At 73.1% G+C, this 12,728-nt stretch carries 9 protein-coding genes and 1 rRNA gene; 3 read left to right on the forward strand and 7 right to left on the reverse strand.

Going from position 1 to position 12,728, the window contains the following annotated elements:
- Window positions 1–87, reverse strand: a 16S ribosomal RNA gene (locus tag ACIQG9_RS00005); the annotation flags it as partial.
- A 1,032-nt stretch (window positions 88–1,119) separates the two neighbouring features.
- Between ACIQG9_RS00005 and ACIQG9_RS00010 the strand changes: the two genes are divergently transcribed.
- Window positions 1,120–2,466, forward strand: a complete 1,347-nt coding sequence (locus tag ACIQG9_RS00010; protein ID WP_400396396.1) for a DivIVA domain-containing protein — start codon at window positions 1,120–1,122, stop codon at window positions 2,464–2,466.
- 132 nt (window positions 2,467–2,598) lie between these two features.
- Here the strand turns inward: ACIQG9_RS00010 and ACIQG9_RS00015 are convergent, their stop codons facing one another.
- Window positions 2,599–3,369, reverse strand: a complete 771-nt coding sequence (locus ACIQG9_RS00015) for a nucleotidyltransferase domain-containing protein (RefSeq protein WP_400396399.1) — start codon at window positions 3,367–3,369, stop codon at window positions 2,599–2,601.
- Between the two features lie 258 nt (window positions 3,370–3,627).
- Here ACIQG9_RS00015 and ACIQG9_RS00020 point away from each other — a divergent pair, with 258 nt between their 5' ends.
- A complete protein-coding gene (locus ACIQG9_RS00020) occupies window positions 3,628–4,599 on the forward strand; it encodes a multiprotein-bridging factor 1 family protein (RefSeq protein ID WP_400396402.1) in 972 nt (323 codons plus the stop codon).
- On the opposite strand, the gene ACIQG9_RS00025 is transcribed toward ACIQG9_RS00020, so the two are convergent.
- Together ACIQG9_RS00025 and ACIQG9_RS00030 are read right to left on the reverse strand one after the other, a co-directional pair.
- Window positions 4,536–4,970: a MerR family transcriptional regulator gene (locus tag ACIQG9_RS00025; protein ID WP_400396405.1), complete on the reverse strand. Its 435-nt coding sequence runs from the start codon at window positions 4,968–4,970 to the stop codon at window positions 4,536–4,538. The two genes, ACIQG9_RS00020 and ACIQG9_RS00025, sit on opposite strands and share 64 nt — an antisense overlap.
- 26 nt (window positions 4,971–4,996) lie before the next feature.
- Window positions 4,997–5,752, reverse strand: coding sequence for an SDR family NAD(P)-dependent oxidoreductase (locus ACIQG9_RS00030; protein WP_400396408.1), 756 nt, complete (start codon window positions 5,750–5,752; stop codon window positions 4,997–4,999).
- A 239-nt stretch (window positions 5,753–5,991) separates the two neighbouring features.
- Here ACIQG9_RS00030 and ACIQG9_RS00035 point away from each other — a divergent pair, with 239 nt between their 5' ends.
- Window positions 5,992–6,942 carry an alpha/beta fold hydrolase gene (locus tag ACIQG9_RS00035; RefSeq protein WP_400396410.1) on the forward strand — a complete coding sequence of 317 codons (951 nt, stop codon included), beginning with the start codon at window positions 5,992–5,994 and terminating at the stop codon, window positions 6,940–6,942.
- Here ACIQG9_RS00035 and fxsT read toward each other — a convergent pair.
- Genes fxsT through ACIQG9_RS00050 form a run of 3 tightly spaced genes read right to left on the reverse strand, consistent with a single transcriptional unit; the run spans window position 6,936 to window position 12,677 of the window.
- Window positions 6,936–10,847 (reverse strand): FxSxx-COOH system tetratricopeptide repeat protein, encoded by a 3,912-nt coding sequence (gene fxsT, locus ACIQG9_RS00040; protein WP_400396413.1) that lies wholly within the window; start codon window positions 10,845–10,847, stop codon window positions 6,936–6,938. The two genes, ACIQG9_RS00035 and fxsT, sit on opposite strands and share 7 nt — an antisense overlap.
- A complete protein-coding gene (locus tag ACIQG9_RS00045; protein WP_400396415.1) occupies window positions 10,844–12,010 on the reverse strand; it encodes a TIR-like protein FxsC in 1,167 nt (388 codons plus the stop codon). The genes fxsT and ACIQG9_RS00045 overlap by 4 nt, the downstream gene beginning before the upstream one ends.
- Window positions 11,997–12,677: a TIR-like protein FxsC gene (locus ACIQG9_RS00050; RefSeq protein ID WP_400396418.1), complete on the reverse strand. Its 681-nt coding sequence runs from the start codon at window positions 12,675–12,677 to the stop codon at window positions 11,997–11,999. Before ACIQG9_RS00050 ends, ACIQG9_RS00045 begins: the two co-directional genes overlap by 14 nt.
- Between the last annotated feature and the right edge of the window lie 51 nt (window positions 12,678–12,728).

A 12,728-nucleotide genomic window follows, 5' to 3' on the forward strand; every position in this document is an offset into this window, starting at 1 on the left:
GTACCCCGAAGGGCCTTTCCGCTCGACTTGCATGTGTTAAGCACGCCGCCAGCGTTCGTCCTGAGCCAGGATCAAACTCTCCAACAAAAACCTGTTAGAAAATCATCCTGACAACAAAAGTGTTGCCAAAGGAATCCCCACCAGCCAAACCGAAGCCTGACCAGCACGGGGTATAAACAAATTGGCACTGGCTTATCAAGCACCCTGTTGAGTTCTCAAAGAACAACCACACACCGATCGAAAACCCCGCACAAGCAGGACCCCCGACCTGGGGTATCTCGTTCCACCGCGACCGGCGCTTCCCGCGCCGGGCACTTTTACTACGTTACCCGGTGACTTCCGCCGTGTCAAACCGCTCTGACGCGATCCACACCACTTCCACCACAATTCCAAGACATCACAAAAAGACCGACAACCGCCGGACCCCCATGGAATTCGACAAGCCGGCCGCAGCGGAACCCCGCACACTCGCCCGTAACCCTGCCGGCCGTGAACCCTACCCGGTCAGCTCCACCCCACCAAATCGACCCCCAGGCCAATCCGAGGCACCACCCGGCCCAACCCCGAAGGAAAACAACCCCCCGAAATCAGCAACTCACACCACGCCCCGGCCTCCAGGACATACGCCCCGATTCGCCCGTTCCGCGCTGGCAGAGAGAAAGTTACGCCCCCAACAAGTTGATCGTCAAATTCACCGGCGCAACTTCCGTTCAGCCCCCTATCCAAGCCGGAAACGGTGACGGCACCGCCGCCGACGGTGCCGGGTCGCCGACGGTGCCGGGCCGACGAGGCGGATCTCGCCGGCTGCGCCATCAGGCTCGCCCCCGTCGGCCGTGGCCTACCTACCTCCACGGCACGGCTGACCATGCCGGAGCCCTGGACGGAGTCGCCGCAGCGCGGTGGGAGGCCGGTCGGGGCCACCCGCCGGAGGAGAAGGGAGTGTCGACTCCCCCGGTTCCCGGGCCCGGTGACGCCGTCCCAGCCGGGTCGACCCGTGAAAGACCCCGGGCCCCGGTGACCGGAAGCCCCGGTCGGCGGTAGTGTTGCGCCCCATCGTGGGCCGGCAGGGGGGTCGCCCGCGCCGGGGCCCGGATCGCCGATCACTACGGAGGCTGGCTTATGTCCACCGGCGAGGAGTCGTACGCGTCGCGTGACGACGGGACCTCACGGCGGAGCTTCGAGCTCACGCTGCGCGGCTACGACAAACGGCAGGTGGACCGGTACGTCGAGCAGATGGACAGCGCGCTGTCCACCTTGACCGCCGAGCGGGCGCAGGCGGCCGGCCAGATCCAGGGCCTGACCACGCACATCCAGCGGTTGCAGGCGGAGCTGACCGAGCTGCGGCAGCGCCCCGCGCAGGTGGACCGGGCGTCCTTCCGCGACCTCGGCCCGATGGTGGACCAGATCCTCGCGCTGGCCGAGAAGCAGGCCGCGATGATCACCGAATCGGCCGGCCAGCGGGCCAACCAACTCCAGGGCGAGGCGGAGAAGTCGCTGCTCGAGGCGCGGGAGCGGACCGCCCAGGCGCTACGGGACCTGGACGAGGAGTTGGCCGCCCGACGCGAGGAGCACGAGAAGGCGTACCAGGAACGGCGGTCGGCGGCCGAGGCGGAGCTGACCGAGACCCGGGAACGGGCCGAGCGGCTGCGGACCGAGGGCGAGACCGCCCACGAGCGGGCGCAGCAGGAGGCCAAGCGGATCAGCGAGCAGACGGCGAAGCAGATCACCCAGACCCGGGCGGCCGCCGAGGCGCTGACCAAGGCCGCCCGTACCCAGATCCAGCAGGAGATCCAGGCGGCGCGGACCCAGAGCCAGCAGGAGCTGGCGCAGTGGCAGGCCACCGTGGAACGCGAGGTCGGCGAGCGGCGGACCGCCGCGGAGCAGGAACTGGCCGAGCAGCGGGCCGCTGCCGAGCAGGAGCTGACCAGCCAGCACAGCGCGGCAGAGCAGCAGATCGCCGCGCTCATCGCCGAGGCGCAGCAGTACGCGACCGAGGTCCGCCAGCGGGCCGACGAGCAGACCAGCGCCCACCAGGAGCAGCTCGCCACGGTGCAGCAGGAGATCACCGAGCGGCAGAAGTCCCTCGGCGAGGTGCAGGGCGAGTTGGAGACCGCCCGGGCACAGCTCGCCGAGATCCAGCAGGAGGGCGACACCACCGAGCAGGATCTGGTGCGTACCCGGCAGCGGCTGGAGGAGGTCCGCCGCGACCTCACCGCCGAGAGCCGGCGGCTGGACGAGGCGCGGCAGGCGGCCGAGAGCGTGGAGCGGCACGCCAAGGACGTACGGGCCCGGGTGCAGCGGGAGGCCAAGCGGGTCGCCGACCTGGCCGCCGCCGCGGTGATGGCGGCCGCCGCCGGTGGCGGGGAGACCGCCGAGTACCCGACGGTGGCGGCCCGGCCGGCCGTCGACCCGCCGGTCGAGGCGACCACCGAACCGCCCGCCGGCAGGGTGCCGAGCAGCGTTTAGCGGGTGCCCATCCGCCGGGCGGGTGCCGGCTCAGACGTCGCCGGCCTCGACCGGAGCACCGCCGGCCTCGACCGGACCGTTGCCGGCGTGACGGACAGCCTGTCCGCCGCGCCGGTCCGCCCCGGGGCACGGTCAGCCGGCGGCGATCTCGTCGAGCACCCGTAGCTGGAAGTCGCGGGCCTCGGCCGCACCCGGCGCGGGTCCGCCCCGCCGGGCGGCCACGCAGCGCCCGACCAGGTCCGGGTCCCGGCCGGAGGCGACCACCCGGCGGCCGGCGGCCACCTTCGACAGCCACTCCCCGTCGCGGACCCGGACCAGGGCGCGGCAGGCCCCCAGTACGGCGTCCTCCGCGCCCGGTGCGGGCTCGTCGCCGGCCGGGGTCGGCCGGTCGCGCCACCAGCGCAGGGCCGTCACCAGCAGCCGGCGCAGGTCGTCCGGGGACAGGTCGGCGAAGACCTCGGCGGCCGGTGGCCCGAGCAGCCGGTGACCCCGCTGGTGCAGGATGCTGCGGTCCAGGCCGTACCAGAAGTGCCCGTCGGCGGCGGGCCGCGCGGACGGCGTGAGGGTGGCCCGGAACGGCATCCGGGCGCCGGTGTTCAGTTCCACCTCGAAACCCGGCTCGGGGGTTCCCGACCCGGCCACCGCCCGGGAGTAGGCGACCAGTTCCAGGCCCCGGGCCGGGCAGGGCAGCGCCTCGTGCCGCAGCCGGCCCACCAGTTCCCGCTTGGCCTCCTCCGCCAGCCCGGACCGGCAGACCAGGGCGACGTCCACGTCGCTGCGGCCCGGCTGGTAGGCGTCCAACGCCACCGACCCGGCGGCGTAGGCGCCGACCAGGTCCGGGCCGAGGACGTCCCGGGCGGTGGAGACCAGGTCGGCGAGGTAGCAGCGGACGGCGGGATCCATGCCGACCATCCTGCCCGGCGCCGCCACGTCCCGGCCACGGGCCGCCGCCACGTCCTGCCGCCGGGCAGCCGCCGCCACTTCCTGCGGGGGCAGCCGCCGCCAATTCCTGCGGGGGCAGCCGCCACGCACGCCCGGGACGGCCGCGCAGGACCGCCCGGTCGCCGCCCGACCTGCCCGCCGGCACCGGCCTGACCGGCCCGTCTGGCGCGCACGCGTCCGGTGCGCCAGACTTGAGGCCCGACACCGAGGGACGGGGGCATGGACAGCTCCACACAGGACGATGCGGCGACGGCGTTCGTGCGGGAACTGACCCACTGGCGTCACCAGCGGGCAATGTCCAAGAAGGAACTTGCCGAGCGGACCGGCTTCGACCCCTCCTACGTCAGCCACATCGAGAACGGTCGGCACCAGCCCACCGAGGAGTTCGCCCGTCGGGTCGAGCTCGTGCTGGACAGCGGCAACCGGATCTGGCAGCGGTACGTGGCCTTCGCCGGCACCCGCGGCCAGGGCGGCCGGTTCACCGCCCTCGGCCCCACCGCCGTGCCCCCGCCGACCGGCTCGCACCTGGTCATCGAGGACGAGCAGGCCGCGCTCTCGCTGGTCGACGGGGGGTACGAGTGCCGGTTCCGGCGGGTCCTGCACAGCGTGGGCACCGAACCGATCACCCGGCACACCGTGCAGATCGACATCGACCGGTTCCCCGACGACCCGGCCCGCTCCACCGCGTTCCACGGCCGGCACCCGCTCACCATCGACGAGGTCGACTTCCGCGCCACCATCGGCGACGAGCAGCCGGAGCCGATGAGCTGGCGGGTGACCCGCAGCCGGGACGCCTTCCTCAAGATCGTGCTGCTGCTCGACGGCGGCGGCACCCCGCTGCCGCTCTACCCCGGGCAGCGCACCGTCGTCGACTACAGCTACCGGGTACCGGTGTGGAAGTTCGGCGACTGGCTGCAACGCGACATCCGGCTGCCCACCCGCAACCTCGTCATCCGGCTCGACTTCCCGGCCGAGGCCGGCCCCACCGTCTGGGGCAGCGAGACGTCGTTCACCTCGGAGACCACCGCCGAGGTACGCCCGGACCGACGCGAGCGGGAGGGTCGGGTCGCGTACGAGTGGGTGGTGCCCCGGCCCCGGCTGCGCGCCCAGTACCGGGTGAACTGGCGCTACACCGACCCGCCTGCCGCGCTGGTCGACGCCCCGGCGGACGTCCACCCGCTGGCCTGCTGAGCGCGGACGTCCCGGCGACCGGCGTCGTCGGCCCGACGGAGCGCCCGTGCCAGCCGGTCCCGGGCGGCGAGCTGCGCGGCGATCCGCTGGTCGATCACCGCCAGCCGGTCCCGGGCGATCCGCAGCCCGGCCGGCGACGGCGGCGCCGCGGCCACGTCACCGTCGAGGCAGCCGAGGAAGGGACGGATGTCCGCCACGGTCAGCCCGACGGCCAGGAAGTGCCGGATGTTGCGGACCCGGGCGACGGTCGTCTCGTCGTAGTCCCGGTAGCCGTTGGCCTCCCGCCACGAGGAGATCAGCCCCTCCCGCTCGTAGTGCCGCAGCGCGCGTGGACTGCTCCCGGTGACCCGCGCCAACTCGCCGATCCGCACCGTGCCACACCTCCGCGGCCATGGTGTCACGCCACCACCGCGCCGCCGTCGACCGGCAGCACGGCCCCGGTGACGAACCCCGCCTGCGGTGCGGCCACGGTGGTGATCAGCCAGGCCACCTCCTGCGGGCGGCCGATCCGCCCCAGCGGGGTGCGCGCCACCTGCCAGCGGCGCACCGCCGCGGCCTGCTCCGGGTCCAGCCCCTGGTGGACGCCGATCGGGGTGTCCACCGCACCCGGCGCGACGGCCACCACCCGGACGCCCTGGGGTGCCAGCTCCACCGCCCAGGACCGGGTGAGGTGTTCCAGGGCGGCCTTCGTCGCGGCGTAGACCGAGTTGCCCGGCCAGCCGCGCTGCCCGATCGAGGTGGTCACGTTGACGACCACCCCGCCGCGGACGGTCAGCAGCGGCAGCGCCGCCCGGGTGAGCCGGACGGGGGCGACCAGGTTGGTGGCGAGCTGCGCGTCGACGTCACCCGGGTCGAGGGTCGCCAGTGACCCGGCCCGGACGATGCCCGCGTTGTTGACCAGCACGTCCAACCGGCCGTACCTCCGGTCGGCCTCGGCGGCGATGCGGTCGGCGGCGTCGGGGGCGGTGACGTCGACGGCGAACGCGCGGATCCGGTCGTCGCCGGCCGCGGTCTGCGCCAGTGGCGCCGGGCGGCGGCCGACGGCCAGCACCCGGTCGCCGGCGGCGGCGAAGGCGCGGGCGGTGGCCCGGCCGATGCCGGTGCCCGCGCCGGTGACGACGACGGCCCGATTGGTGGTGGTGAGTGGCTCCATGCCGGAGATCCTCCGACCCTGTCCCCAACGTCATGGTCAAATAGGCGCCCGGAAGTTCCAGCGGACGGGCCGAGAGGTGTCGTTTCCGACAGATCCGGCCGGTTGTTCACGCTCGGCATAGCGGCGTGGCGGGCCCGACCGTTAGGCTCGATGGCTGAGGGGAGTCATCGAAGACATCGCCTCTACTCGATGCCGGGTTACGAGTATTGGCTGGTAGCGGCACCGGAAGGCAGGCTGGAGTGACCCGAGACGGCGAGCCAGGCACCCGATTCGCCCACCGCGCGGACAACAAGCGGGTGGCGTACGAGGTGACCGGTGCTCCCGACGGGTTCCCCGTCTTCCTGATGCACGGCACACCCGGCAGCCGGCGGGGCCCGAAACCCCGCGGGATCGTGCTCTACCGGATGGGCATCCGGCTCATCGCCTACGACCGACCCGGGTACGGCGACTCCGACCGGTTCGAGGGCCGGGACGTGGCCGACGCCGCGCGGGACGTCGAGACCATCGCCGACCAGCTCGGGCTGGACCGGTTCGCCGTGGCCGGCCGCTCCGGGGGCGGCCCGCACGCCCTGGCCTGCGCCGCCGACGAACGGCTCCGCAGCCGGGTCACCCGGGTGGCGGTGCTGGTGAGCTTCGCCCCGTCCGACGCGATGGAGCTGGACTGGTTCGACGGCATGAACCCCGACAACCAGCGCGGGTTCGGCGGCGGCAGGTCCGACACCGACACGGTGGTCGAGGAGATCCGGCAGCGGGCCGCACGCGCGGTCGAGGACCCCCGCTTCCTGCTACGGGACCTGATGACGCAGATGGGCCCGCCGGACCGCCGGGCGATCAACGACGCGGCGCTGCGGGGGATCATCTTCGACACCTACCAGGAGGCGCTGCGGGCCGGCCCGTACGGGTGGATCGACGACGTCCTGGCGCTGGGGCGTAGCTGGAAGTTCGACCTGGGGTCGATCGACACGTCGGTGACACCGGTGCGCCTCTGGCACGGCGCGGAGGACACCTTCGCCCCGGCCAGCCACGGGCGCTGGCTGGCCGCCCGGATCCCCGGCGCCCAGATCGAGGTGCAGCCCGGCGCGGCCCACTTCGACGCCATGCAGCAACTACCGCGCATCCTGCGCTGGCTCACCGACGACCGGGCGCCGGTGAGCACCGACGTGCTCATCGGCGCCCAGCCCGGTCAGTAGGGGTGCGGGTCGAGGACCCGACGCACGTACCGCCCGTCGCGCAGCACCACCACACTCGGGTGTTCCTGCCCGATCCGGTCGGCCAGCCGGTCGGCCAGCCGCATCCGGCCGATGCTGACCACTCCCCCGGTCGCCGCCTGGTTGGCGGTCTCCAGGTTGCCGAGACTGCGCAGGGTGTCCGGGTGGTCGGGGCCCAGCACTGCCGTCATCCGGTCCACCACGGCCCGCACCTGGGCGAGCCCCTCGTCGGCCTGCCCGGTGAGGATGGCGAAGACCGCGACGTTGTTGTCCGCGCCCATGCTGAACGGGTGCTCGGCGCCGAGGGCCGCCCGTAGCGCGGTGGCGGCGCGCACGGTGAGGGCGAACGCCTCGTCCTCGATGCCGGCGTCCCACAGCGCCACACCACGGTTGAGCTGGCACACCAACGAGTACGGGTGCGCGGCGCCGAACGCCTGGACGAACGACCGCTCCACCTCGGCCAACTCCGCGAGGGCCTGGACACCCTGCCCCTGGAGCATGAGGTTGGCCGTCCGGCTGAGCCGGCCGAGCAGGGTGTCCGGGTTGGTGGGGCCGAGGCTGGCCACCATCCGGTCGTAGGCGTCGTCGAGCAGCCGGGCCGCGTCGGCGATCCGACCGGTGCTGCGCAGCGACGCGGCCAGGTTGACCTGGGTGAGGAGCACCTCGCGGGCCTGCTCACCGAAGAGCCGGCGGTACCCGTCGGCCACGTCCTCCAGCAGCGCCACCGAGCCCTCGTAGTCGCCGGTCTCCCGCAGGTCCCGGGCGAGGTTGCTGGCCGACAGCAGGGTGCGCGGGTGCTCGGGGCCGAGGACGACCCGGAGCCGGCGGTAGGTGGCCTCGTCGACGTCGAGGGCCCGGACGAAGCGGCCCATCAGCCGGTAGGAGGAGGCGAGGTTGTTGGCCGCGTTGAGCGTACGGCGGTGGTCCTCGCCGAACACCTCGACGGACGCGCCGTGGGTGCGCAGGTCCCGCTCCAACGCCTCGTCGTACCGGCCGAGGGCGCGCAGGTCCGCCGCGTACCCCCCGGCGGTCATCAGGGTGTACAGGTGGTTCTCGCCGATCAGCTCCTCCTGCTGGCGCAGGGTGTCCTCGTCGAGTTGCCGGGACTCCTCGAACCGGCCCAGGTTCCGCAGCAGGTTCGCCCAGTTGAAGCGCAGGTTGAGCACCTGCACCCGGAGCGCCCGGTGGGTGCCGGTCTCCGGGGAGAGACCGCCGAGCAGCGTCGTCCAGGTCTTGTCCGCCTCGCGGGCGTACTGGGCGCCCTGTTCGAACCCGCCGTTGAGGAAGATGTACCGGACCCGGTCGATGACCAACTGCCGGACCGTGTCGTCGTGGCAGGACACCGCGTCCGAGCCGTCCAGGTGCGGCCAGAGGTTGCGGTACGGGACCTGGTAGGCCGGGTCGTCCACCTCCCCGGAGGGGCGCGAGCCGGCGAGGATCCGGTGCACGTCGTGCTTGACCTCGTTCAGCTCGCTCTCGGACATCCGGGACCGCAGGGCCGCCTGGAGGAGCCGGTGGACCTGCACCCGCTGGGCGTGCAGGTCCACCTTGATCAGGGCGAGCCGGTTGATCCGCTGGACCAGCGCCGCCGCGATGTCCCGCTCCGACACCCGGTCGGTGACCTGCGCGGCGACCAGCGGGTCGTGCGGCGCGATGACCTTCGCCACCTGGTCGCCGTAGAGCAGGTCGAGGGCGATGTCGGGGGCGAGCACCGAACCGAGCTGGAGCAGCCGGTAGGCCCCGGGTGACTGCTCCCGCAGACCCTGCAGGGAGCGGCCCCACACGTCGCTCTCCGGGCCGGTGCGGGCCAGCCCGGCCAGGTAGTCGGCCACCGAGTCGGGGCTCTCCGCGAGCCACGCGCCGGCCAGGGCCACCAGGATGGGCACGTCCTCCACCGCCTCGGCGACCTGGTGGGCCTCGGCGACCGTCATGCCCCGCCGCCCGGTCCGGCCGCGCAGGTGGGCGACGCTCTCGGCACGCTGGAAGGCGTCCACGTCGACCGCCCGGGCCAGGTCGCCCCAGTCCGGATTGCGGGTGGTCACCAGCACGTGGCCGTCGCCCTGGGGGAGGTAGTCCTTGACGTGTTCGTACTGGTCGACGTTGTCGAAGACGACCAGCCAGCGCAGCGGCGGCTCGTCCTCACCCCGCCCGCCGCCGCGGCTGAGCCAGTTCCGCACCGCCCGGGTGTTGTCCGGCACGCTCTGCTGGTCGGGCAGGCCGAGCCGCCGACCCAGGTCGGCGAAGCGGATGTCGACGAACTGCGGCGGGTCCGCGTCCACCCACCAGACCACGTCGTACGCGCCGTGGAAGCGGTAGGCGTACTCGGCGGCGAGCTGGGTCTTGCCGATGCCGGCCCCACCGCGCAGCGCCACCGGCACCCGCTCGCGGGCCGCCGCCTTCAGCTCGTCGCGCAGGGCCAGCAGCAGCCGCTCCCGACCGGTGAAGCGGACGTTGCGCGCCGGCGCGTAGAACACCATCGGCTCGACGGCCGGATAGCGGGTGGCCGGCACCACCCGGTTGCGGCCGTCGCCCGCCCGCCCGACCAGCTCCCACACCTGTTCGGCGGCGACGGCGGCACCCCGCTCGTACACGGTGGCCCAACTGCCGGGGGGCGTGTCCACCGACGGGGTGGTGTCGTCCAGGTGCAGGGCGAGCGCCGGGGAACCGGCCTGCCGGGCCACCTCGCCACCCAGCTCCCGGCGGGCGGCCAGGTAGGCCCGGGAGACCAGGTGCAGCTCGCGGGAGGCCGCGCCGACCGGCACGGCCGCCGGGACGCCCCACGGAGTGGCCAGCACCCGCAGGTCGACCGCGTTGAGCACGGACTGCACCCACTCCGCCCAGGCCTGGTCCTCCGGCACGTACCGGAGCACGATCAGCTCGTCGACGATGACCGGCTTGCGTTCGAAACGCTGGATGGTCTGCCGGCGCAGCCCGTCGTCCATCCGGGGCAGCGCGGTGACCGCCCCGCCGGTGACGTGCCGGGTCAGCGACTCGTACGCCGACAGCAGCCCCCGGCTGCCCGGCACGTCACCGAAGGTGGCCAGGGTCTCCTCGTACGCGTAGTACGCCCGGTAGGGCACCTCGACGGAGAGCCAGTAGTCCTGCCGCTCGGCGTCGGTCATCCCGCTGGGCAGGCCGACGAAGCGCTGCATGGCCAGCGCCCGACCGGCGTCGGTCTTGCTCTTCTCGCCCTCGTCGACGCGCATCGGCACCGGTAGCACCCGCCGCGCGCGCCGCCCCTCGTAGCCCCGGACCCGGGCGGCCACCGTGGCGGCGCCGTCGATGCCCTGGTCGCTGAGGGTGAAGCAGTCGACCAGGACGTCCGGCAGGTGGATGGTGCAGATCTCGGCGACGTCGCTGATGCCGGTCCGGCTGTCGATGAGGGTGTAGTCGTAGTGCCGCTTCATGTCCGCGCGCAGCGCGTCGAAGAACTGCGCCCCGCCGAGCCGGTTGTAGAAGTTGTCCCAGTTCAGGCCGGTGACACTGGTCGCGTAGTCGGGGTTGTGCCGGCCGGCGAGCAGCAGGTCCAGGGTGCCGCCACCGGGGAACTCCCAGCTCACCGAGAAGGCGTACTTGTGCACCCGGGCGTACTGGCGGTGCCAGTCGCCGGGACGGGAGTCGCCGGTCTCCTCGCGGCGGCGCGCGTTCTCCCACTCGTACTCCAGGATCAGGTCCATCACGCCACCGGTGGAGGCGACCTGCTCCGGGTCGAGGAACGGCGCGAAGAACCGGTGCAGGCCGGGGGATTCCAGGTCCCAGTCGGCGACGAGCACCCGGTGGCCGTTCGCGGCGAGGATCCAGGCGGTGTTGGCCAGCGCCATGGTACGACCGGTGCCACCCTTGTAGGAGTAGAAGGTGACGACCTGGCCGTCGCGGGTTGGAGTCATCGTTCTGCCTTCCCTCGCCGTGCTTCGGACGACCCGGCCGGCCCCAGGCTGGGCTTCGGATCGTGCGGGCCGTCCGGCGGATCGACCGGACCGTGCCGGAGGAACTGCTTGCGCGCCTCGGTCACCAGCAGCGGCGCGCAGCGCTCGAACTCGTCGATCGTGCGCACCGGCAGCACCCGGGGGAACCGGGCGTCCTGCAACGTACCGGCGATCTCCTCGGGTGTCGGCTCGCCACGCGCGTGGTCGGCGGCGATGACGAGCGGGACCACCCACTGCGGCAGGCCGGCGAGCGCGGCGCGGGCGGCGGCCACCCCGACGCCGGCGTCCACCAGCACCACGGTGGGGCTGCGCGGCGCCCGGTCCCGGGCCTCGGCCAGCTCGACCACCCGGGTCGGCAGCCCCAACCGCTCGGCGGTCGCGGCCACGTAGTCGGCGACGGCGAGCTGGTGCTGGTCACCGTAGGGACGCCAGCGGGCCCGGCCGGTGGTGAGCGTGGTGACCACCAGCGCCGGCCCGCCGCCGTCGGGGACCGGGCTGCCGGTCAGCGTCGCCGCCCGGGACCGGGCCAGCGGCTCGGTCTCGGTCACCGTGACGATCCGGTCGGCCAGCGCCGCGAGGACGCTCTCGTACAGCCGGCGGTAGGCGCTCAACTTGCACAGGGCCCGCAACCCGTTGTCGGCGTAGTCGGCGCGCTCGTCGGGGTCGTGCACCAGCTCCAGAGCCTGGGTCGTCTCCGGGCGGTCACCCCAGGACGGCAACGGCATCCAGAGCACCGGCAGCACGTGCCGCTCCGCACGCCCGGGCGCCAGCCGGGCCAGTCGGCTGCGGAAGGAGTCCCGCTCGCCGAGCGCCCAGCCGTTGCGGAAGTAGTTCGGCGAGTAGAGCGGCACGAAGACGTGGGCCAGGCTCAGCGCGTCGGTGAGCGTCCGCTTGAGGTCGGCGCCGGGGCTGACCTGGCCGTCGAAGAAGCCGGCCTCGATCTCCCCGGTCCGGGTGGCCCGGCGGCGGACCGCGCCGGCCAGGTCCTGGAAGAACCGGCTGACCCAGTAGTCGGTGTCCGGCCGGGCGGCGTCCGACAGCGGCACCGAGTGCGCGTAGCTGAGGAAGAAGTACGTCTCCGGCCCGGCGGCTCCGGCTGCCGAGGAGGTGTCAGACCAGGTCATGCCCGTCCTCCTCGAACCGGTCGCGCAGGTGGCGCATGTCGACGGGGACCCCCGCCTCGACCCAGTGGGTGCGGTACGCGCGGGCGATCCGCTGTGCCAGCCGCCAGACCACCGCGTCGTAGGCGTCCTTGCCGTTGCGGCCGAGGCTGAGCAGGCCGTAGATGCCCTCGTCGTGGTATTGGGGGGCGATGTCCGAGGGTAACCGGGTGGGGGTGAACATCTGCCGTCGCGACACGACTGCGGGCAGGTTGCGGCGGTCCACCACGGACCAGTTGACCGGGATCACCGGCGTCTCCCCCGCCGACGGCTCGGCCTCCGGGCGGGGCAGCGTCCGCCGCCGGGTGAAGGCGTCCCACTCCCGGGCGCACCACTCGCTGCGCAGGTACTGGGGCGAGATCAACGGGATGAAGACCTGGCAGTGGCCGGCGGCGTAGGCGAGGTCCTCGGTCCACAACTGCCCCCCGTCGAGCATCCGGTCCAGGAAACCGGCCGTCCGTCCCGGGCCCAGGCCGAGCAGCTCGACGACGTGGTCGGAGAGGTCTACGAAGAGCTGGAAGACCTTCTGGTTGGTGTCCCTCGGGGGCGCCGCCACCCGGTTGCGGGTACGGGCATAGCTGAGGAAGAACACGGGGGCACTCTCGTCCTCCCAGAACTGTTCCTCCGCCACCTACCGCTCCCGCCCGGCGCAGCCACTCCCAGCCGACCACAGTATCGACCG

Origin of the sequence: Micromonospora sp. NPDC092111, assembly GCF_044755745.1 — a bacterium.
Taxonomy (GTDB): Bacteria; Actinomycetota; Actinomycetes; order Mycobacteriales; family Micromonosporaceae; genus Micromonospora.